The organism is Marinactinospora endophytica (assembly GCF_054780875.1).
In genome coordinates, this window is the sequence record NZ_BAAGVM010000003.1 from 186,047 (window position 1) to 206,482 (window position 20,436).

Consider the following 20,436-nt stretch of genomic DNA (forward strand, 5'->3'; position numbering starts at 1 on the left):
TCGAGGAGGTGACCGAGGGGGGAGCCGGGTGGCGTTGTGTGGAGCATCGGACCGTCCCGGGGCGCGGGGAGAGACGGGACCCGGCATGACGGCCTCCTCGGACGAAGGAAATGTGGGACAGAGAATGCACGTCTCTTCCGTTACCGACAAGTGAAAACGGCATACTGACGAAAACAGCCACATTGCTGGCCGGGGAGGTTGGGATGGCCCGGGAATTCGACGCGCTGGACCGGCGCATCACGGCGGCGCTCCAGGTGAACGGGCGCGCCTCCTGGCGTCGGATCGCCTCGGTGCTGGGAGAGCCCGAACGCTCGGTGGCCCGGCGTGGCAACCGGCTCCTGGAGCGGCGGCTCATCACCGTCATCGGCCTGTGCGTCACCGGTGACCCGGTCATCGTCCGCACCCGCCACGCCAGCGGCGGTCTGCGTATGGGAGGCACCGCGCTGGCCCGCCGACCCGACACCACGTTCAGCTACGCCGTGACCGGAACGGTGGACTGCGTCACCGAACTGTTCTGCGCGCCGCGGCGGCTGCTGGCCGTCACCGTGGACGAGCTGCCGGGCCTTCCCGGGGTGGTCGGTGTCGAGACGCTTCCCGTGCTGCGCTACTACCGCACCGTCCACGAATGGTTCCCCGGAATCCTCGCCCCCGAGGAGGTCGCGGAGCTCTGCGACGTCGCACCGGCCCCGTCCTCCGCCGAGACTCCCATGGTGGAGGAGCTGAGCGACGCCGACCAGGCGATCCTGCGCGCGCTGTCGAACAACGGCCGGCTCACCCACGAGGCCCTGGGGCGTTTGGCGGGGGTTTCGGAGCCCACCGCGCGGCGGCGGGTGGAGTGGTTGCGCTCCAGCGGCCTGGTCCACTTGCGCGCCGTGGTGGAACCGGCGCTGCTGGGGCTGCCGGTCGAGGCGCTGCTGTGGATCACGACCGCGCCGCACGCGGTCGACCGGGTCGGTCGCGCGCTGCTCGAATCGGACTGGGTACGCTACGCCGCCGCGTTGATGGGGGAGTACCAGCTCCTGTGCCATGTGGCCGCGCCGTCAAAGGCGGACCTGTACGAGTTCATCACCGCAGGGGAGTGGGCGCGTGAGGCGACCGTGGTCGACACCGCGCTCGTCGTCGGGCCGTTCAAGCGCAGCGGCGTCCTGGTCGCCTGACGCCGGCGCTTCGGGTCAGACGACGGGGGAGGAGATGACCTCCAGATCGGCCCCGAGCTCCTCGGGGGGTAGCGCGCTCAGGTGGTTCATCAGGCCGCGGCGGAACGCCTTGGCGGTGTTGGAGGGCTCGACGTCCTTGCGGTGGGCCAGGGCGATCGTCCGGAGCAGCCGGGGGCGGGCCAGGGGGGTGCCGCGCAGGCCCGGTCGATTCTTCAGTACCATGCTGGGCACGACCGCCAGGCCCAGGCCGGCCTCGACGAAGCGTAGGACGGCGTCCATCTCGCCGCCCTCGACCGCCAGCCGTGGTTCGAACCCGGCGGCGCGGCAGGCGTGCAGGGTCGCTTCGCGCACGTCGTAGCCGCGGCGGAACATCACCAAGGGTTTGTCGCGCAGGTCGGTGATGCGCATCGATGCCCGGTTGCTCGGGGGCGGGGCGTCGCGGGGGCTGGCGACGACGAGGTTCTCGCGCAGGATCGGCGTGGTGACGAACGCGGGGTCGCTGCTGTGCAGCGGCAGGATGATGAGGGCCAGGTCGAGTTCGCCCCGGCCCAGGGCGCGGATCAGGTCGCGTGACCCGCTCTCCTCCACGTGCAGTTCGATACCGGGGAAGCGGGAGTGGAAGGAGGCCAGGGCGGGGGCCAGGAGCCCCGCGCACAGGGAGGGGGTGGCCCCCAGGCGGACGCGGCCGCGTCGCATGCCGGCGAGTTCCTGGACCTCGCGCCGGGCGGTCTCCATGTCGGTGAGGATGCGTTGGGCCAGGGGAAGAAGGACTTCACCGGCGGGAGTCAGTGTGATATTTCCCCGGGCACGAACGAATAACGGTGCTCCCAGTTCCTCTTCCAGGGCCCGGATCTGCTTGCTCAGGCTGGGCTGGGCGACGCGCGAAACCTCCGCTGCGCGGGTGAAATGCCGTGTCTTGGCGACCGCGACGAAGTAGGCCAGCTGCTGGAACTGCATGCTCGATAGCCTATGTCTATGGAGACCAGCGTTCTCATGACTTAGACGGTGCTGTTCACCAAGTTTTAAAGTGACAGGTTGTGGCGAACAGTACCCTGACCAAGCAGCGGTCAACGGCATTCAAGTCCACGGTGGCCCTCAAATCCGCGATGGCGGTCACCGGTGGGATCCTCGTGCTGTTCTTGATCGTGCACATGTACGGCAACCTGATGATCTTCGGAGGCCAGGAGGTCTTCGACGAGTACTCCCATCACATCCGGGTGATCGGTGAGCCGATGCTCCCGCCCGAGGGGGCGCTGTGGATCATCCGCATCGTCCTGCTGGCGAGCGTCCTGATCCACGCCTACGCGGCGTTCACCCTGTGGGCCCGGGCCCGCCGGGCGCGGCCGGCCGGGCAGCGCTACCAGACGCGGCGCAAGCCGGTCCAGCAGACCTACGCCTCGCGTACCATGCGCTGGGGCGGGGTCATCCTCGCGCTCTTCGTGATCTACCACATCCTCCACCTGACCACCAACAACATCGCTCCCGGCGGCGCCTCCGACAGCCCCTACGAGCGCGTGGTCAACGGATTCCAGATCTGGTGGGTGCTCCTCACCTACCTCATCGCGATGATCGCCGTCGGCTTCCACCTGCGTCACGGCATCTGGAGCGCGACCCAGACGCTGGGGGCCAACAAGGCCTCCCGTCAGCGCGTGCTCAACATCACGGCGACCGCGATCGCGCTCGTCATCACGGTGGGCTTCCTGATCCCGCCCTTCTCCGTCTTCTTCGGGCTGGTGAGCTAAATGACCGAGCTGTACATCGAGGGCGACCCGATCCGCGACGAGAAGGCCCCCGAGGGCCCGATCGAGCAGCGGTGGGACAAGCGCCGTTTCTCCGCCAAGCTGGTCAACCCGGCCAACCGGCGCAAGCTCTCCGTGATCATCGTCGGTACCGGTCTGGCCGGTGCCTCGGCCGCCGCCACGCTGGGCGAGGCCGGCTACCAGGTCTCGTCGTTCTGCTACCAGGACAGCCCGCGGCGCGCGCACAGCATCGCGGCCCAGGGCGGCATCAACGCGGCCAAGAACTACCGCAACGACGGCGACAGCATCTACCGGCTGTTCTACGACACCGTCAAGGGCGGCGACTTCCGGTCGCGCGAGTCCAACGTCTACCGCCTGGCCCAGGTCAGCGTCGAGATCATCGACCAGTGCGTCGCGCAGGGCGTCCCGTTCGCCCGCGAGTACGGCGGTCTGCTGGACAACCGCTCCTTCGGCGGCGTCCAGGTCTCCCGCACCTTCTACGCCCGCGGCCAGACAGGCCAGCAGCTCCTGATCGGCGCCTACCAGGCGCTGGAGCGCCAGGTGGCGGCCGGCACGGTCAAGATGCACACCCGGCACGAGATGCTGGAGCTCATCGTCGTCGACGGCCGGGCGCGCGGCATCATCGCCCGCGACATGGTCACCGGCGAGATCGAGACCCACTTCGCCGACGCGGTCGTCCTCGCCAGCGGTGGCTACGGCAACGTGTTCTTCCTGTCCACCAACGCCATGGGCTGCAACGTCACGGCGACCTGGCGGGCGCACCGCAAGGGCGCGCTGTTCGCCAACCCGTGCTTCACCCAGATCCACCCCACCTGCATCCCGGTCAGCGGCGACTACCAGTCCAAGCTGACCCTGATGAGCGAGTCGCTGCGTAACGACGGCCGCATCTGGGTGCCCAAGAAGGCCGGCGACCAGCGCGACCCGCGCCAGATCCCCGAGGACGAGCGCGACTACTACCTGGAGCGCATCTACCCGTCCTTCGGCAACCTGGTGCCGCGTGACATCGCCTCCCGCGCCGCCAAGAACGTCTGCGACGAGGGCCGCGGCGTGGGGCCGGGGGGCCTGGGCGTCTACCTGGACTTCGCCGACGCGATCAAGCGGATGGGCCGCCCGGCCGTCGAGGCCAAGTACGGCAACCTGTTCGACATGTACCAGCGCATCACCGGCGAGAACCCCTACGAGGTTCCGATGCGCATCTACCCGGCCGTGCACTACACCATGGGCGGTCTGTGGGTCGACTACGACCTCCAGAGCACCATCCCCGGTCTGTTCGTGACGGGCGAGGCGAACTTCTCCGACCACGGCGCCAACCGCCTGGGCGCGAGCGCGCTCATGCAGGGCCTGGCCGACGGTTACTTCGTCCTGCCCAACACGATCAACGACTACCTCGCCTCGGGGCCGTTCGAGAAGCTCGACGAGAACACGCCGGAGGCCAAGGAGGCGGCCGAGTCGGTGCGCGCGCGCATCAACAAGCTGCTCTCCATCGACGGCAACCGGACCGTCGACTCCTTCCACCGGGAACTCGGCCACATCATGTGGGAGTACTGCGGTATGGAGCGCACCGAGGAGGGGCTGCGCAAGGCCATCGAGCGCATCCGGGAACTGCGGGACGAGTTCTGGCAGAACGTCAAGGTCGTCGGCACCAACGACGAGCTCAACCAGTCGCTGGAGAAGGCCGGCCGCGTCGCCGACTTCTTCGAGCTGGCCGAGCTCATGTGCATCGACGCGCTGCACCGCCGCGAGTCCTGCGGTGGTCACTTCCGCGCCGAGAGCCAGACCGAGGACGGCGAGGCGCTGCGGCACGACGACGAGTTCGCCTACGTCGCCGCCTGGGAGTTCACCGGGACGGGCGAGCAGCCGGTGCTGCACAAGGAAAACCTCGAATACGAATACGTCGAGATGAAGCAGCGGAGTTACAAGTGAACATCACCCTGCGCGTTTGGCGCCAGAAGGGCCGCGGCGACGAGGGCCGGATGGTCACCTACAAGGTGGAGGACGTGTCCCAGGACATGTCCTTCCTCGAGATGCTCGACGTCCTCAACGAGAAGCTCACGCTCGCGGGCGAGGACCCGGTGGCCTTCGACCACGACTGCCGCGAGGGCATCTGTGGTGCCTGTGGTGTCGTGATCAACGGTGTCGCCCACGGCCCCGAGACCACCACCACCTGCCAGCTGCACATGCGCAGCTTCAAGGACGGCGACGTCATCGACGTCGAGCCGTGGCGGGCCAAGGCGTTCCCGGTCATCAAGGACCTCGTGGTCGACCGTGGCGCCTTCGACCGGATCATCCAGGCCGGCGGCTACATCAGCGCCCCGACCGGGACCGCGCCCGACGCCCACGCCAACCCGATCCCCAAGGCCGACGCCGACCGCGCCTTCGACGCCGCGACCTGCATCGGCTGCGGCGCGTGCGTGGCGGCCTGCCCCAACGCCTCGGGCATGCTGTTCACCGCCGCCAAGGTCACCCACCTGGGCATGCTCCCGCAGGGCCAGCCCGAGCGGGCGGCCCGCGTGGTCAAGATGGTGAACCAGCACGACGAGGAGGACTTCGGCGGCTGCACCAACATCGGCGAGTGCGCGGCGGTCTGCCCGAAGGGCATCCCGCTGGACACGATCTCCCAGCTCAACAAGGACCTGCTGGGCGCGCTGGCGAGCGGCAAGCTCTAAGGCGTCCCACACCGTCCGTGAACGGGGCCGTTCCCTTCCGGGGGCGGCCCCGTTCGCGTTGCCGGGCTCGGCCGTGACCGTGGTGGGGGCCGGCGGGCGCGCGGCGCCGCGGTGGTCCCGCCCCGTGAGGAGGGGCGGCATGTGGCCCCGGCGGCGGGGGTCAGGACCAGGTCAACCGCAGCGAGGTGGACACCGGGTAGGAGTCGGTCGCGTAGTACTCCCGCAGGAGCTTCGCCCCCGCCGGGCTCGCCGTGTACACCGGTTCGCTCAGGGAGATCCACCGGTTCCAGGCGGAGGCGAACGCCTCGATCCCCGCGCGGTCGCGGGCGAACAGCGCCGGAACGGGGTGGGGCGATCCCGGGTTCACGGGGGCGCGGCCACGCAGCCAGGCCGCCGCGGTGCGCCGCGCCGCGTGCGGTTCCGACACCGCCGGGGCGAGCGAGAAGCGCGCGATGACGTAACGCGGACTGCCCACCAGCGGCGACAGCGCGCCCTCCAGGGCCTCACAGAACAGGGACGCGGCGTGCGGGCCGGCGCCGCTCAGCGACATGAGGTAGGTGCCGCCGGGGCCGGGTCGCGCGCGCACGCCCTCGGCGCCGATCGTCGAGTGTCCCGCCAATCGCAGCGCGTCGGCGACGGCGTAACCGAACCGCCAGACCTCCGGCCCTTCGGAGGCGGCCATGACCAGTCCGGTGGCCGCGCGTTCCCGCACGGCGCGGGTGGCCAGCCGTTCGACGGTGGCGCCGGCCGCGACCGCGGCCACCAGCGCCACGACCGCCGGCAGGACCAGGCCGAGCAGCACCGTCCCGCCGGCCAGAGTGGCCGTACCGGCCAGCAGCGACGTTCCGTTGGGCCGCGATGACAGCGGTTCGCGTGGGGCGACCCCGGAGGCGGCCGGAATCGCCTCGGGAGGGTGCACCGGGCCGGGGACGGGGCGCGCAGGGGTGGCGGAGTCCTCGGACAGCGGCCGGACCCGCAGCGTCGGCAGCAGCTCGTCGGTGTAGGGCGCGCCGATCCGCCAGCGCGCCCGGGTCGCCTCCCGGTCCGCGGCGCGGGCCAGCATGCGCGCGTTCAGCGCGCCGAACTCCCCGGGGGACGGAGGGGCGTAGGAGGAGAAGGAGGGGTCGATGTGGGAGATCCCGCTGGTCACCTCGCCCTGCTCGTCGGCGCCCAGGACCCCTTCGTGTTTGCGGGCGAAGCGGTCCCAGTCGGCGGCGCCCTTGGGGTGGCGGTCGCTCACGCACACGACCGTCCAGGTGTGCGCGGCCTTGCCGGGACGGCGGGGGTCGAGCCGCAGCGCCCGGCCGCGGCTCTGCGTGACGGCGGTGGCCGTGGTCGCGGTGGTCAGGTCCACGATGGTGTTCAGCGCGGGGGCGTCCCACCCCTCGCCGAGCAGGGCCCGCGTGCCCACCAGCAGCCGGCTCGCCCCCTTGGTGAAGTAGGCGGTGGCCAGCCGTACCCAGTGCCGCGGCGTCCAGGAGCCTTCGACCCGCGCCAGCCGGCCGTCCTCGGTGGGGGTCACGTCGAGGCGCAGGTTGGGGCGTCGGCGTCGCACCCAGGCGACGAACGCCTCGGCCACGTCCGGCGCGGCCGCCACGGTGCGGCCGGTGACCAGCATGGGCGCCAACGGCCGGGTCCGCTCGTCGGCGACCAGCAGGTCCAGTTGCGCCCAGGCCGAGCCCGCGTCGTCGGCCAGGACCTCGCGCAACCGGGTCGAAGGGTGGCTCGTGGCGCGTTCGTGGTCGCACAGGATCAGGGCGCGCAGCTCCTCGCCCAGGGTCGCCGCCTCGGCGGCGGCGATCTCCACCGCCGCGTGCCCCTTCGCGGAGCTGCGGGCCAGCACCCGGTCCACGGGGGAACGCGCGGCGCGGATTCCCCGCTTGGTGAGCGTGCAGCCGACGGAGGGCAGCGCGGCGCGGATGCGCTCGATCGCCTTCTCGTCATCGGGCGAAGGCGCGGCGACCTGGAGTCCCGTCGTCACGTAGTCGCCGAGCAGGGCGGTCCAGTCCTCGGCCCGGGGCGGGCGGCGGTGGCGTTCCACCAAGCGCGCGCCCGGGGGAAGCTCGCACAGGCCCGCGTGGTGGAGCCGCAGTACCGCGTCGGCGCGTTCGGGGGTCTCGGCGGAGATCTGGGACCAGGGCACCGCCGTCCCGTCCGCGCCGACACGTTCGTGGAAGCGGGCGCGCAGCCAGGGCAGGAAGTCGGTCGAGGCGAACCCGGGGGAGAGCAGGTCGGCGCACAGGTCGGCGAAGCGCTGTCCCTCCTCGCCGATGTAGGCGTGTTCGGCGGGGGTGGGTTCGGTGATCCAGGCGAACTCGGCGAAGGGGGCCAGGCGTGCCTCGCGGACGAGCGCCGGGGTGGACGCGCCGCGCAGCGGCTCCCCGAACAGGCGGGTGACGAGCGCGGACTCGCTCGGGGTCAGGGCCGTTGTCGGCGTGCCGGTCAGGCCGATGACGTGGACGTCGGTGAAACCCGACAGGATCTCGCCGAGCAGGCGCCCCCATGCCTGGAGCAGGTGGTGGCACTCGTCGAGGACCAGGGTGAGGGGGCCTTCGGCGCGCAACGTGTCCAGGAGCGCCGAGCCGTTGCCGTGCAGCCGCTTGGGCTGGGCCTGGGGGCGGCCCTCCTCGTCGGTCTCGGCGTCGGGGTCGAACAAGGCCAGGGACGAGTAGGTGAGGACGGTGACGTCGTCGCGCAGCCGGCGGTCGACACCGGCGGTGCAGCCCTCGGGGCGTTCGAACGACCGCCACTGCGCGGCCCACTGCCCCTGGACCGCGGCGTTGGGGGCGAACACCACGGTGCGCCGGCCCAGTCGGCGCGCGGCCTCCAGGCCGACCAGGGTCTTCCCGGAGCCGGGCGGCAGCACCAGCCAGGCGCGGTTGCGGCCCGTGGCCCACCGCTCGGCCAGCAGCTCCAGCGCCTGGCGCTGGTGCGGGGCCAGCCCGCCCGACCAGCGCGCCTCGCCGACGCCGCTCATAGGCCCTGGCCGTAGACGTGGGCGCGTACCCAGGCGTGCATGGCGATCGCGGCGGCGGCGCCGGCGTTGATGGAGCGGGTGGAGCCGAACTGGGCGATCGACAGCACCGCGCGACAGACCGAGCGGGCCTCCTCGGAGAGTCCCGGCCCCTCCTGTCCGAAGACCAGGACGCAGGCCCGGGGCAGGGGATAGGTCTCCAACGGGACCGAACCGGGGAGGTTGTCCACCCCGATGACGGGAAGGTCCTCCTCCTCGGCCCAGGCGAGGAGGGCGGTGGTGTCGGGGTGGTGGTGGACGTGCTGGTAGCGGTCGGTCACCATCGCGCCGCGCCGGTTCCAGCGCCGCTTGCCGACGATGTGGACGGCCTTGGCGCCGAACGCGTTGGCGGTGCGCACGACCGACCCGATGTTGAAGTCGTGCTCCCAGTTCTCCACGGCCACGTGGAACGGGTGGCGCTGTGTGTCGAGGTCGGCGACGATGGCCTCGCGCTTCCAGTAGCGGTACCTGTCGACGACGTTGCGCCGGTCGCCCTCGGCGAGGAGCACCGGGTCGTAGTGGTCCCCCTCAGGCCAGGGCCCCTCCCAGGGGCCCACACCGACCTCGGGCCGGTCTGCTTCGGGAGCTGCTGCGGGGAACGCGACGACCTGCTCACTCACCCGATCCAGGGTAGACAAGGGACGGGACCGTTTCGCACCTTCCGGGAGGGGTGAAACGAAAACGGGACCTAGCGGCCGTCTCCGTTCACGTTGTGGCTCCTCCCGGCTCCCTCACAGCCGGATGTCGCCGTGGATCTCGCCGGCCTGGATCGCGGTTCCCGAGACGTCGCCGTGGATGGTGTTGACAACGTCACCCCGGCCGGTGGCGACGTGGGGGCGCAGGCGCGCGACGAGTTCGGCGATCTCGGCGTCGGTCGAGGCCACGGAGGCGATGTGGCCCGCCAGCTCCTCGACGGCGACCGCGTCGTCGTGGTCGTCCTGGGCGGCCTCCAACGCGGCGCGGGCGTCCGGCGCGTCGCGGAAGCGCTCCCGCAGCGCCCGGCGCAGCCGCTTCAGCGGCTCGCGCAGGTTCTCGGCGAGCGACTCGCCGACCTTGCCGGCCACCGCGGCGGCCAGGGCGATCATCACCTCGTCCATGGCGCTCCCATCAGGAAGGGCGGGGATCCGCCGGAGACGTCCGGCCGGATCGCGCAGGGCCGGTTTCCGCGGTCCAGCCTAGCCGTGGCGGGAGAGGCGGGACAGGGCCGCCGGCACGCCGGGCCGGCGTGTCAGCGGGACGCGGCCGGTGTGGCCCGGCCCGGGCGGCGGCGCAGCACCGCGGTGGCGACGGCACGCCAGCCGAGGAGCGTCACACCGAGGAAGACCGAGGTCACGACCACGAAGGACGGGGCGGTCCCCGCGTCGGTGACGGCCCGCAGCGCCATGCCGCCGGCCACGGTCACCACCCACACGCCCACCCCGGTGCGCAGGACCGCGGCGGGCGCCCGCCAGGCCCGGGTGAGCAGCCACCCGGCCGCGAGCGCGGCCGCGAACGGCCACAGGGTCGTGGCGAGGCCGAGCAGGGCGTTGCCCTCGCCGTGGCTGGAACGCCCGATGAGGACGAAGGCCAGGACGCAGACGAGGTCGATGAGAACGGCCCAGGGGAAACGCATGCTCCCAGGTTAGGGCCAGGCCCGCCGGGGGCACGGCCGCCCCCGGACAGGACGACGGGCGCGGGCCGGCCGCGACGGCCCGCCCGCGCCCGCGGTCGTGGGGTGTCAGGACTTCGCGGCGGTCCCGATCTCGTCGAGCGAGGTGTCGCGGGTCTCGCGGCTGATGACCAGCGCGACCAGGGTGATGGCCGCGGCGATCGCGAGGTAGCCGCCGACCCAGGCCAGCCCGAAGGAGTCGGCCAGCCAGGTGGCGATGTAGGGGGCGACCGAGGCGCCGAGCAGGCTTGCCAGGTTGTAGGAGATCGACGCGCCGCTGTAGCGGACGTTGGTGGGGAAGAGCTCGGGCAGGACCGCGCCCATCGGGCCGAACGTGAAGCCCATCAGCGCCAGGCCGATGATGAGGAAGGCGAGGACGGCGGGCACCGATCCCGCGCCGAACAGCGGGCCGAGGACGAGGCCGAACAGCAGGATCGCCGAGGTGGTGACGATCAGGGTGGGCCGGCGGCCGAACCGGTCGGCGAGCACGCCCGCCACCGGGACCGTCAGGCCGAAGAAGACCACGCCGACGAGCAGCAGCGCCAGGAACTCCGAGCGCTCATAGCCCAGTCCCTCGGGGCTGGTGCCGTAGGACATCGAGAACACGGTCATCAGGTAGAAGAGCACGTAGGTGGCGAGCATGATGAACGTGCCCAGCACCAGGGCGGGGGTGGCGGTGCGGAACACCTCGGTCACGGGGGCCTTGGCGCGTGAGCCCGAGGCGACGACCTTGGCGAAGGCGGGGGTCTCGTGCAGGGAGAGGCGCACCCACAGGCCCACGACGATCAGGACGGCCGACAGCAGGAACGGCACCCGCCAGCCCCACGACAGGAAGGCGTCGTCGCTCATGGCCTCCGACAGCAGCAGGAACACGCCGTTGGCCAGGAAGAACCCGATGGGGGCGCCCAGCTGGGGGAAGGTACCGAACAGCGCGCGCTTGGCCCGGGGGGCGTTCTCGGTGGCCAGCAGGGCGGCACCGCCCCACTCGCCGCCCAGGCCCAGTCCCTGGCCGAAGCGGAAGACGGCGAGGAGCAGGGGCGCGAACACGCCGATCTGGGCGTGGGTGGGCAGCAGGCCGATCGCGACGGTGGAGATGCCCATCGTCAGCAGGGAGGCGACGAGCGTGGCCTTGCGGCCGATGCGGTCGCCGAAGTGGCCGAACAGGGCCGAGCCGACGGGGCGGGCGACGAAGGCGATGGCGAAGGTGGCGAGCGACTGGAGGGTCGCCGCGGTCGGGTCCCCCGCGGGGAAGAAGAGCTGGGGGAAGACGAGGACGGCGGCCGTCGCATAGACGTAGAAGTCGTAGAACTCGATGGACGTTCCCACGAGGCTGGCCGTGATGACCCGGCCGGCCGGGTTGGTGGGCGGTGCCTTCTCGCCGGTTGGGTCCGTATTCTGCGCGACCACGGTGCCACTACCTCCGGTTTATTGCTGTTTGACCGCTTCAGGGTACGGCAGGAGAACCGGTGCATGAGATGCCTGTCCCGCATAATGAGACAGTGGACATGAGAGACCGACCGGTACGGGGATGGGGAGAGGTACCGGTCGGTGGCGTGTGGCCGGGGACGCGCGTTCCCCGGCGCCGCGAGCGACGCCGGGGAACCCCTACTCGGTCATCGGGGAGCGCGGAGGCTCACCCGAGGGGAGGTCAGCCGGTGACCAGGGTCAGGCCCCACTGGCTGAGGATCGGGTTGATGGGCTGGAAGTAGGTGGTCCCGCCGGTCCGGCAGTTGCCCGAACCACCGGAGGTGACGCCCTGCGCCTGGTTGCCGCTCAGCCAGGAGCCGCCGGAGTCGCCGGGCTCGGCGCAGGCGGTGGTCCGGGTCAGGCCGTAGACCGCGCCCTGGGCGTAGCGGACGGTCTGGTTCTTGGACTGGATGACACCGCAGCGCCAGCCGGTGGTGGCACCGGAGCGGCAGACGGAGGCGCCGATCGCGGCCTCCTGCGAGCCGCGGACGGTCACCGTGCCGCCGGAGTAGTTGTTGACGTAGGGACGCGGAACCCAGGCGCTGGTCGTCCGGACCCAGCCCATGTCGCGGCTGGGGAAGATCGAACCGGCGAACGTCCCGGCCGGGGAGTAGCTCGTCGCGCCGACGCTGCCGCAGTGGCCGGCGGTGGCGAAACCACCCTGGACGGCGAAGCCGACGGAGCAGTAGCTCGTGCCGGCGGCGTTCAGGCTGTTCTTGTTGCCGCCGATGATGTCGGCGTAGGTGCGGGGCTCCTCGGTGGTCTCCTTGATCTGCACCGCGTCGGCGGAGACCCCGGCGGCGGCGACCAGTTCCTCGGCCGCGGCCTCCTGGCCCTTCTCCACGGTGATCACCACGGCGTCGGCCGCGGCGTCGGTGTACCAGCCGGTGACCGCGGCGTCGGCCGTGGTCTCCTCGGAGTTGAGGTCGGAGACGATGGAGTCGAGCTCCTTCTCGCCGAACTCGACGACCCGGGGGGTGGCCCCGGCTTCGCGAACCTCGGCCGCGGCGGATTCGTCGGTGACCGAGACCGTCAGCTTCCCGGTCTGGACGTCGAAGACACTGCCGCCGAAGTCGTCGCCGAGCGACGCGCGCAGCTCCTCTTCGACCTTGACGGCGTTCTCCTGCTTCGCGGTGATCTCGGCGGCCTCGGTGGAGGACAGGCCGAGGTCACGCTCCAGCGCCTCCGCCTGGGTGGCGGCGGGGGCGGCCGGTGCGGCGGGGGCGGCGGGTGCCGGGGCGGCGCTCGCGGCGGGGACCGCGGTGAGCACCAGGCCGAACGCCAGGACGCTACCGCCCAGCGCACGGAACACGGGGGACTTCTTCACTTCCAGCCCTTTCTCTGGATGACCAGGGCGGATCCGCGTCAACGAGCGGGGACTCGACGCGAATCCCCGCTGGCGCCGCCCTTGTGGGGCGATGACCAGCGGTGTTCACCGGACACTCGGTAAACGATTGGAAACGATAAGTCATCGGAACGCTTCGCAATAGACCCAACACAAAGAGAAAAATCCCGACATGTAATGATGATCTTCAGAGGCCGGAATGCGGGGACATCCGCTCAGATGACGAATCTGTAAACACCGAAGTTGACCGGTCGTCTCCAACGCCCGGGGAGAAGCGGCACGAAAGAGCAAGAGGGAAGCGCTGGCCGGATCCGGCCAGTCCTGAGGGGTGCCTCCCGGACGCCCGGGTAGAGCGAAATGTCGCGGGGGGAATGCCAGATCCGGCATTCCCCCCGCGACATTGTCCGCGGCCTTTCGTCAGGAGCCGGAGCCCTCCCCGCGCAGCGCCTCACGCAGGAACTCCACCTGGAGCAACAGCAGATTCTCGGCGGTGGACTCCTCGGTCGGCATGTGCGTGATCCCCGACAGCGGCAACACCGTGTGCGGCCGGCCCGCCGCCAGGAGCGCCGACGACAATCGCTGGGAGTGGGCGAAGGCCACGTTGTCGTCGGCCAGCCCGTGGATCAGCATCAGCGGGCGGCGCAGGTTCGGCGCGTCCCCCAGCAGGGAGCTGGCCGCGTAGGCGTCCGGTCGTTCCTGGGGGAGTCCCAGGTAACGCTCGGTGTAGTGGGTGTCGTACAGCCGCCAGTCGGTGACCGGCGCGCCGGCGACGGCCGCGTGGAAGACGTCCGGACGGCGCAGCACGGCCAGCGCGGCCAGGTACCCGCCGAACGACCAGCCGCGAATGGCGACCCGATCCAGGTCCAGGTCCTCCGAGCGGGCCGCGGCGTCGTGCAACGCCGCCACCTGGTCCTCCAGAACCGCCGAGGCCAGGTCACCGGAGATCGCCTGCTCCCACTCCAACCCGATACCGGGGGTCCCCCGGCCGTCGGCCACGAGCACCGCGAACCCCTGCTCGGCGAACCACTGCGACGTCAGGTAGGCGCCACGGGCGCGCAGCACCCGCTGGGCGTGCGGACCACCGTAGGGGTCCATCAGCACGGGCAGCGGCCCCGACCCCGACTCGTACCACGAGGGCAGCAGCAGCGCGGAGGGGATGCGACGCTCCCCGGCCGCCCACATCCGCACCCGGGGGGCCGGCAGGTCGGGTGTCTCGGCGAAGCTGTCGATCGGGGTGACCGAGCGACGGGTCTCGGAGGCCGCCTCGCGGATCGCCACCGTGCGCACCCCGTCGTTCTCCAGGTCGCGACGCTGGAGGACCAGCGTCCCGCCGCGCAACCGGCCCGAGTGGACGCCGCCGGTCGACGCGCCGGGGAACTCCACGGGCAGCGCCCCGCCCTCGGTGACGTCCAACAGCCACAGCCCGACGTCGCCGGGCGACCCCGCCACCGACCCGCTGTACAGCAGCAGGCCGCCGTCGACGTCGACCAGGCCGCGGACGTAGTGGCCCCTGCCCTCCACGGCGCGCCCCGCGACGTACAGGTGGCGTTCGCGGTCCTCGCCGCGGGCCCCGATCCACACCAGGTCGCCCCCGGCGGTGAAGGCGGGGACGCCCGGCATGATCTCCACCCACGTGTCGTCGTCCTCCGACAGCAGGTCGAACACCAGACCGGTGGCGGGGTCCGCGCTGAACACGGTCATGGACCGCTGGTCACGGCTTTGCGCGGTGAACACGACGGTCGGCGTCCCGTCGGGTCCGGTCGTCCACCCGGCCGTCACCAGGTAGGGCAGCGCCTCGCGGTCCCAGTCGATCCAGGCCGGCTTGGCCGGCCCCTCCGCGCTCTCCCCGAGCGGCAGGACGGCCAGGCGCACCTCGGCGTTGGCGGTCCCGGCCGCCGGATAGGCCATGACCTGCGGGGCGGTCTCGGGGTGGGCGGGGTCGCCGATGTGCCAGCGCGCGACCGGGGAGTCGTCCACCCGGGCGGCCAGCAGCGCCGAGCCGTCAGGGGCCCACCACATGCCCCGGTAGCGGCCCATCTCCTCGGCGGCGATGAACTCGGCCAGTCCCCAGGTCACCCCCTCCCCCTCGGGGCCGGTGAGCGTTCGCACGTTCCCGTCGGCGATGGTGACGACGTGGATCGCGCCGCCGCTGACGTAGGCCACCGCCTCCCCGCGCGGGTCGATCACGGGGTCGACGACCGGGCCGGTGACGGGGAGCTCGCGCGCGGTCGCCCCGTCTCCCACCAGGTCGACGTGGTACAACCGCCCGGACAGGGTGAAGGCGGCGCGGGTGAGCCCGTCGTCGACGGTGTAGGAGACGACGCCGCCGCCGGTCTCGCGCAGCCGCTCGCGGCGCGCGCGCTCCTCGGGGGGAAGGTCCTCGTCGGTGCGGCCGAGCTCGCGGGGGTCGGCCACGACCCGTTCCCGGCCGCTGTCCAGATCCAGGAGCCACAGGCACGTCGCGGGATCCAGGCCGTGCCTGCCACGCAGGAAGGTGACGCGCCGACCGTCCGGAGAGATCTGGAAGGCCCGGGGCACACCGAGGGAGAACCGCCGGGTCCGGGCCTGTTGCCGTGGGAAACTCATGAGCCGATTGTGGCAGCGCGCGCGTGGCGGCGCGTGACGGCGGGGCGGCGCGGGTCACACCGGTAACGGCGTGGACTACCCCGGCCGGCGCACGGGTATCGTCCCGCATATGACGGATCGCCGCTTGCTCCTGGTTCATGCCCACCCCGACGACGAGTCCATCGTCACCGGGGCGACCATGGCCAAATACGCGGCGGAGGGCGCCGAGGTCACCCTGGTCACCTGCACGCTCGGCGAGCAGGGCGAGGTCATCCCGCCCGAGCTCGCTCACCTGGCCGCCGACCGCGAGGGCGGACTGGGCGAGTACCGCATCGGCGAACTGGAACGGGCGTGCGCCGCGTTGGGGGTGGGCGACCACCGCTTCCTCGGCGGGGCCGGCCGCTACCGCGACTCCGGCATGATGGGCGCCGCCACCAACGACGACCCCGACTGCTTCTGGCGGGCCGACGTCGAGGAGGCCGCGCGCGAACTCGCGACGATCGTGCGCGAGGTCCGGCCGCACGTCATGGTCACCTACGACGACAATGGCGGCTACGGCCATCCCGACCACATCCAGGCCCACCGGGTGGCCCTGCGGGCGTTCGCCATGGCCGCCGACCGCTCCCTGCCGGGAACCCCCTGGCAGACCCGCAAGCTCTACGCCATCGCCCAGCCCCGCTCGGTGCTCGCCGCGGCCGTCGCCCGGCTCCAGGAGGACCCGGGACCGTTCACCGCGCCGGCCGGGATCGGGGACATCGCCCCGGGAACCCCCGACGGGGCCGTCACCACCCGTATCGACGCCACGGCGCACTGGGCGGCCAAGGCCCTGGCCATGCGGGAGCACGCCACCCAGATCACCGTGGCCGGGGAGCGGTTCGCGCTGTCCAACGACATCGCCCAGGAGATCGACGCGGTGGAGTACTTCTCGCTGCTGCGCGGCCCAGCGCCGCGCCGTGGCCCCGACGGTTTCGAGACCGACCTGTTCGCCTGACCGGCGGGCCGCGGCCGGTCGCGCTCCCGCCCGTACGGTGCGACCGGTGAGCCGATACGCTGCGGACATGTCCGCTTCCGCATCCCGGCCGGCGTCGCGCAGTCAGGACGGCGCCTCACCCGGCCCCCGCCTCCTGCCCGACGCCATCGTCATGGCCAGTTACGCGGCGCTGCTGGTCCTGGGGTTCGTGGCGGGAATCGTCGCGGGGATCGCCCAGGGGTGGCTGGCGTGGCTGTCGCAGACGGGCACGGCCGGCACGGTGGTGGCGGTGTCCGGGCTCGTCGCGTTCCTGCTGCTGCTGTTCCTGGCCTGCCGGCTCGCCGGACGCGAGCTGGGCCGGCCGGGCGCCGGGTTCCCCGCGGCGGGGTGGGTCGCCGCGAGTTTCGCCCTGATCGGCTGGTCCTCCGGCGGTGACGTCGTGCTGACCTCGGCGACGATCAACTACGGGTTCGTCTTCGGCGGCATCGCCGCCGTGGTGGTGGCGACCGTGCTGACCCCGCCCCGGGGCTGACCCGGCGAGGTCAGCTCACCCAGAACCGGAACAGCAGGTCACCGAACGCGAAGTACTCCTCGTTCATCCCCACGAGTCCGAGCAGGGCGTGGACGGCGTTCAGGAAGACGGTGTTGACCTGCGGGAACCACAGGATCGCGAACACCACCACCGAGCCGAAGACCGCGGTGGTGAGCGAGCGCCGGCCCAGGCGCCCGGGCAGGTACGGGGCGATCGCGTCGAACCCGTCGAGGCCGGGGATCGGCAGCACGTTGACCAACGCCGAGGTGACGTTGAGGAAGCACAGGTAGATCAGGCCGACGATCATCCAGTTGTTGGTCACCGACCCCTCGGGGATCAGCGCCTTCACCACGACCGCCAGGACAACGGCGATCAGGAGGTTGGCGGCGATGCCGCCAAGGGCGATGACGCTGCGGCGCACCCGCCCGGTGACGGCGGGCCGTTCCGGGTGGACGGCCGGGCCGGTCAGGCCGAACCCGCCGAAGAACAGGTAGACGAGGGGGAGGACCCACCCGGCGAACCCGTCACGGTAGGCGAACGGGTTGAGGCGCAGGCGGGCGCTGCCGCGCAGCGAGCGCTCGCCGAGCGCGTAGGCCAGCGCCGCGTGGGCGAACTCGTGTACCGCGATCGACACGATCCAGCCGCCGAGGATGAACACGAACGGCGCGTAGACCTGGGAGCCGGTGAACCAGTCCTCCTCGCCGCGGGTCCACGACAGCCAGCCGGCCAGCGCGGTCAAACCGACGAGCAGGACGAACACCGGGCTGGGCAGGACGTCCACGATGGAGCGGGACGGCCGCTCCCCCTCGGGCTGGACGGGCGAGGACGCTTCGGCCGGTGTGGCCGCTCCGGCGGAGGCGGACTCGGCGCCGGCCGCGTTCGGCGCGGTCGCGTCCCCGGACGTCTGCGCCGGCTCGTCGCGCTGCTCCGGATCGGGCGTGGACATGCTGCTCCTGCTGGTGGTGGTCGCCTGGTGTCGGCGCGGACGAGGGCGTCCGCGGCTCACCTGCAAGGCTAGGGGGTCGTCTCCCCGTCTCGGTACCGGGTGACCGTTCGCCGCGCCGGGCTAGAGCGAGGCGCGGGGCGAGGTGGCCGAGAGGTGGATCGCCGTGAGCGCGAACGCCCGGCCGACCTTCGTCAGCCGCGGGGAGGTGCGTCCCTCGCCGAGCAGGTCGTGCCCGCTGACACAGCCGAGGGTCTCCAGCAGCCAGGTCACCGTGATCAGCACCGATTCGACCCTGCGCCGGCCGCACCGGCGGGAACCGTCGGGGGAGTCCTCGTCCGTCTCGTCGTCGCCGGAGGGGTGTTCCCAGCCGGCGTCGGCGAGCGCCAGCCGCGCCTCCTCGGCGATGTCGACGTTGCCGTCGCGCGAGTGGCTGCCGCGCGAGCGAGGGGAGCGCAGAAGCAACAGCCCCAGCAGGGTCTCGGTGGCGGCCTGTTCGAACCCGTCGGTGCACAGCACGCTCTCGGCGACCGCGCGCCACAGCGCCTCGGTGCTCTCGTGGAGCTGGCGGCCCCGTCTGGTCAGCACCAGGCGCCGGCCGCAGCGGCGGACCGCCCGCATGGTGCGCAGCAGCTTGTGCAGCGCGATGATCTGCATGACGTCGGTCTCGCTGCGGGGCGAGGACGGGGTGGTCTCCCAGGCGAACTCGCCGCACAGCTCCCGCACGACGGAGGGGGAGATGTAGCCGATCTGGGTCAGGCCGATCCCGTCGTCGGCGTAGTCGAGCAGCCGTTGCACCGGCGCGAGGGCCCGCGCGGCGTCGTGCGGGGGTTCGGCGCCCACGGTGATCTGGTCCAGCAGCGGCCACAGGCGGCGGCGGTGGGGGTGGGAGGGGGAGGAGAGCCATTCGCGGACCCGCTCCTCGCGGATCCGGTCGAGCCGGCTGCGTCCCTGCCCGTCGGGCCGGGTCAGGAACGCGCGGGCGTGCCGTTCCTGCGCGGAGCGCCAGCCGCGCGAGCCGGGTCGGACCTCGCCCGCCGCGATGCTCAGTTCCAGGGCGGCCGACGCCGCCTGGTAGGCCTCGATCTCGGCCTGGCCCAGCGCCGTGCCCCAGGTCAGCTCGGCGAGGTCGGGGGGTTCCACGCCGGAGGCGCGCATGCTCCGTTCGTAGGCGAGCACGCCGCGGCCGTGCCCGGCGGCGTGCGCGGACAGGATGTCGCGGGTGCGCCCGGAGGTGCAGATCTCGGCGTAGCGGGGAAGGTCCAGGAGGGAGAACAGGTGGCCGAGAGACTCGGCGACGAACCCCCACTCGGCGGATTCGGTGGGAAACCGCAGGGGGAGCACGTACCAGCAGAACTCCTGGACGGCGCGCTGGCTCAGTGTCTCCAGGCCGCGTCCGGCCGTGAGGGTCTCCAACGCGCTCTCGGCGGAGCGGGCGGCCTTGGGGTCCAGCCGCGCCATCTGCGCGAGGGCGGACGCGACGGTCTCCTGCATGACGGAACCTCGTCACCTCCAGATCAGGCCGTTCGCGTGGGGATACGGCTCCACATCATGGTCGGCGCCGCTGGGGAGCGGCGTTCGCGGGCGGGACTCAGGCGCCGGTCCGGGGACGGCGCCGGGGCGGGGACGGGGGGATGACCCTGCTCGCGACCACGTCGTCAGCAGTGACCTCGGTCACAGTGTCGTCGCGCCTGCGGACGGTGATGAGGCCGTCCTCCCAGGCCTCCAGCATCCCGACGATATCCCGGAAGCGCCCGTCCGGGAGCTGGATGCGCACAGTGACGCGCCGACCGATGTCCTGCGGCGTAACGGAATCGGAGAGCCGTGCAACGAAACCCACCTGTTACCCCCAATTAGTCTCGGCACCCCGACCACCGCAATACTGGAAGCAGCGAATCGCGTGTCAGATGGTCTCGGCGTACCCGCTGCCGGCGTTCCGGCAACGTCAGGCTATGTGACATCGGAGACACCCATATGCGGTCAGCGTGGCGAAGACCGAAGAGGAGTACGACGTGACCTACGTCATCGCGCAGCCCTGCGTCGATGTGCTCGACAAGGCGTGCATCGAAGAGTGCCCCGTCGACTGCATCTACGAGGGCAAGCGCATGCTCTACATCCACCCGGACGAGTGCGTCGACTGCGGCGCCTGCGAGCCGGTGTGCCCCGTAGAGGCCATCTACTACGAGGACGACCTGCCCGAGCAGTGGTCGGACTTCTACAAGGCGAACGTGGAGTTCTTCGACGAACTGGGTTCGCCGGGCGGCGCCTCCAAGGTGGGGCAGATCGACAAGGACCACGCCGTGGTCGCGGCCCTCCCGCCCCAGGGCGAGGAATAGGCGAGACGCGCGGGACCGCCGTGCCGCCGCGCGG

18 protein-coding genes are annotated in these 20,436 nt (G+C 71.8%); 7 read left to right on the top strand and 11 right to left on the bottom strand.

What is annotated here, in order from left to right:
• The first annotated feature begins 203 nt into the window (after positions 1-203).
• Positions 204-1,157: an Lrp/AsnC family transcriptional regulator gene (locus ACYVHU_RS07445; RefSeq protein ID WP_078763353.1), complete on the top strand. Its 954-nt coding sequence runs from the start codon at positions 204-206 to the stop codon at positions 1,155-1,157.
• 15 nt (positions 1,158-1,172) lie between these two features.
• Here ACYVHU_RS07445 and ACYVHU_RS07450 read toward each other — a convergent pair whose 3' ends face one another.
• Positions 1,173-2,114, bottom strand: a complete 942-nt coding sequence (locus ACYVHU_RS07450; protein WP_078763352.1) for a LysR family transcriptional regulator — start codon at positions 2,112-2,114, stop codon at positions 1,173-1,175.
• Positions 2,115-2,194: 80 nt separating this feature from the next.
• Here ACYVHU_RS07450 and ACYVHU_RS07455 point away from each other — a divergent pair, with 80 nt between their 5' ends.
• From ACYVHU_RS07455 to ACYVHU_RS07465, 3 genes are read left to right on the top strand one after another with little or no spacing between them, the layout of a single operon-like run.
• Complete coding sequence (locus tag ACYVHU_RS07455; protein WP_078763351.1) at positions 2,195-2,899, top strand: succinate dehydrogenase cytochrome b subunit; 705 nt, start codon at positions 2,195-2,197, stop codon at positions 2,897-2,899.
• Positions 2,900-4,840: a fumarate reductase/succinate dehydrogenase flavoprotein subunit gene (locus tag ACYVHU_RS07460; RefSeq protein WP_078763350.1), complete on the top strand. Its 1,941-nt coding sequence runs from the start codon at positions 2,900-2,902 to the stop codon at positions 4,838-4,840. It abuts the gene before it with no gap.
• Positions 4,837-5,583, top strand: coding sequence for a succinate dehydrogenase/fumarate reductase iron-sulfur subunit (locus ACYVHU_RS07465; protein WP_078763349.1), 747 nt, complete (start codon positions 4,837-4,839; stop codon positions 5,581-5,583). Before ACYVHU_RS07460 ends, ACYVHU_RS07465 begins: the two co-directional genes overlap by 4 nt.
• Positions 5,584-5,743: 160 nt before the next feature.
• On the opposite strand, the gene ACYVHU_RS07470 is transcribed toward ACYVHU_RS07465, so the two are convergent.
• The 7 genes from ACYVHU_RS07470 to ACYVHU_RS07500 form a co-directional block, all read right to left on the bottom strand.
• On the bottom strand, positions 5,744-8,560 hold the full coding sequence (locus ACYVHU_RS07470) for a DEAD/DEAH box helicase family protein (protein ID WP_498947949.1): 2,817 nt from the start codon (positions 8,558-8,560) through the stop codon (positions 5,744-5,746).
• Complete coding sequence (locus ACYVHU_RS07475; protein ID WP_078763347.1) at positions 8,557-9,216, bottom strand: TrmH family RNA methyltransferase; 660 nt, start codon at positions 9,214-9,216, stop codon at positions 8,557-8,559. Before ACYVHU_RS07475 ends, ACYVHU_RS07470 begins: the two co-directional genes overlap by 4 nt.
• 111 nt (positions 9,217-9,327) lie before the next feature.
• Complete coding sequence (locus ACYVHU_RS07480; protein ID WP_078763346.1) at positions 9,328-9,693, bottom strand: hypothetical protein; 366 nt, start codon at positions 9,691-9,693, stop codon at positions 9,328-9,330.
• Positions 9,694-9,824: 131 nt separating this feature from the next.
• Complete coding sequence (locus tag ACYVHU_RS07485) at positions 9,825-10,208, bottom strand: DUF3054 domain-containing protein (RefSeq protein ID WP_498947951.1); 384 nt, start codon at positions 10,206-10,208, stop codon at positions 9,825-9,827.
• 105 nt (positions 10,209-10,313) lie between these two features.
• Complete coding sequence (locus ACYVHU_RS07490) at positions 10,314-11,651, bottom strand: MFS transporter (RefSeq protein WP_200813723.1); 1,338 nt, start codon at positions 11,649-11,651, stop codon at positions 10,314-10,316.
• A gap of 241 nt (positions 11,652-11,892) precedes the next feature.
• A complete protein-coding gene (locus ACYVHU_RS07495; protein WP_078763344.1) occupies positions 11,893-13,038 on the bottom strand; it encodes a S1 family peptidase in 1,146 nt (381 codons plus the stop codon).
• A gap of 435 nt (positions 13,039-13,473) precedes the next feature.
• Positions 13,474-15,642, bottom strand: a complete 2,169-nt coding sequence (locus ACYVHU_RS07500; RefSeq protein ID WP_078763343.1) for a S9 family peptidase — start codon at positions 15,640-15,642, stop codon at positions 13,474-13,476.
• 109 nt (positions 15,643-15,751) lie between these two features.
• Here ACYVHU_RS07500 and mshB point away from each other — a divergent pair, with 109 nt between their 5' ends.
• Positions 15,752-16,612: an N-acetyl-1-D-myo-inositol-2-amino-2-deoxy-alpha-D-glucopyranoside deacetylase gene (mshB, locus tag ACYVHU_RS07505; protein WP_078763342.1), complete on the top strand. Its 861-nt coding sequence runs from the start codon at positions 15,752-15,754 to the stop codon at positions 16,610-16,612.
• Between the two features lie 67 nt (positions 16,613-16,679).
• Complete coding sequence (locus tag ACYVHU_RS07510; RefSeq protein WP_144390223.1) at positions 16,680-17,123, top strand: DUF6113 family protein; 444 nt, start codon at positions 16,680-16,682, stop codon at positions 17,121-17,123.
• A gap of 10 nt (positions 17,124-17,133) precedes the next feature.
• On the opposite strand, the gene ACYVHU_RS07515 is transcribed toward ACYVHU_RS07510, so the two are convergent.
• The 3 genes from ACYVHU_RS07515 to ACYVHU_RS07525 form a co-directional block, all read right to left on the bottom strand.
• Positions 17,134-18,069: a site-2 protease family protein gene (locus tag ACYVHU_RS07515; protein WP_078763340.1), complete on the bottom strand. Its 936-nt coding sequence runs from the start codon at positions 18,067-18,069 to the stop codon at positions 17,134-17,136.
• A gap of 120 nt (positions 18,070-18,189) precedes the next feature.
• Complete coding sequence (locus ACYVHU_RS07520) at positions 18,190-19,560, bottom strand: hypothetical protein (RefSeq protein WP_078763339.1); 1,371 nt, start codon at positions 19,558-19,560, stop codon at positions 18,190-18,192.
• A gap of 97 nt (positions 19,561-19,657) precedes the next feature.
• The gene (locus ACYVHU_RS07525) at positions 19,658-19,906 is read right to left on the bottom strand and encodes a putative acetyltransferase (RefSeq protein ID WP_498947954.1); all 249 of its coding nucleotides are present in this window, start codon (positions 19,904-19,906) and stop codon (positions 19,658-19,660) included.
• A 172-nt stretch (positions 19,907-20,078) separates the two neighbouring features.
• Here ACYVHU_RS07525 and fdxA point away from each other — a divergent pair, with 172 nt between their 5' ends.
• On the top strand, positions 20,079-20,402 hold the full coding sequence (gene fdxA / locus ACYVHU_RS07530) for a ferredoxin (RefSeq protein ID WP_078763486.1): 324 nt from the start codon (positions 20,079-20,081) through the stop codon (positions 20,400-20,402).
• Positions 20,403-20,436 lie beyond the last annotated feature (34 nt).

Excerpts from the sequence above, each read along its gene's own strand:
- ACYVHU_RS07445 (WP_078763353.1), top strand. The coding sequence starts at position 204 with ATGGCCCGGGAATTCGACGCGCTGGACCGGCGCATCACGGCGGCGCTC.
- ACYVHU_RS07450 (WP_078763352.1), bottom strand. The coding sequence starts at position 2,114 with ATGCAGTTCCAGCAGCTGGCCTACTTCGTCGCGGTCGCCAAGACACGG.
- ACYVHU_RS07460 (WP_078763350.1), top strand. The coding sequence starts at position 2,900 with ATGACCGAGCTGTACATCGAGGGCGACCCGATCCGCGACGAGAAGGCC.
- ACYVHU_RS07470 (WP_498947949.1), bottom strand. The coding sequence starts at position 8,560 with ATGAGCGGCGTCGGCGAGGCGCGCTGGTCGGGCGGGCTGGCCCCGCAC.
- ACYVHU_RS07480 (WP_078763346.1), bottom strand. The coding sequence starts at position 9,693 with ATGGACGAGGTGATGATCGCCCTGGCCGCCGCGGTGGCCGGCAAGGTC.
- ACYVHU_RS07485 (WP_498947951.1), bottom strand. The coding sequence starts at position 10,208 with ATGCGTTTCCCCTGGGCCGTTCTCATCGACCTCGTCTGCGTCCTGGCC.
- ACYVHU_RS07500 (WP_078763343.1), bottom strand. The coding sequence starts at position 15,642 with ATGAGTTTCCCACGGCAACAGGCCCGGACCCGGCGGTTCTCCCTCGGT.
- mshB (WP_078763342.1), top strand. The coding sequence starts at position 15,752 with ATGACGGATCGCCGCTTGCTCCTGGTTCATGCCCACCCCGACGACGAG.
- ACYVHU_RS07510 (WP_144390223.1), top strand. The coding sequence starts at position 16,680 with ATGTCCGCTTCCGCATCCCGGCCGGCGTCGCGCAGTCAGGACGGCGCC.
- ACYVHU_RS07515 (WP_078763340.1), bottom strand. The coding sequence starts at position 18,069 with ATGTCCACGCCCGATCCGGAGCAGCGCGACGAGCCGGCGCAGACGTCC.
- ACYVHU_RS07520 (WP_078763339.1), bottom strand. The coding sequence starts at position 19,560 with ATGCAGGAGACCGTCGCGTCCGCCCTCGCGCAGATGGCGCGGCTGGAC.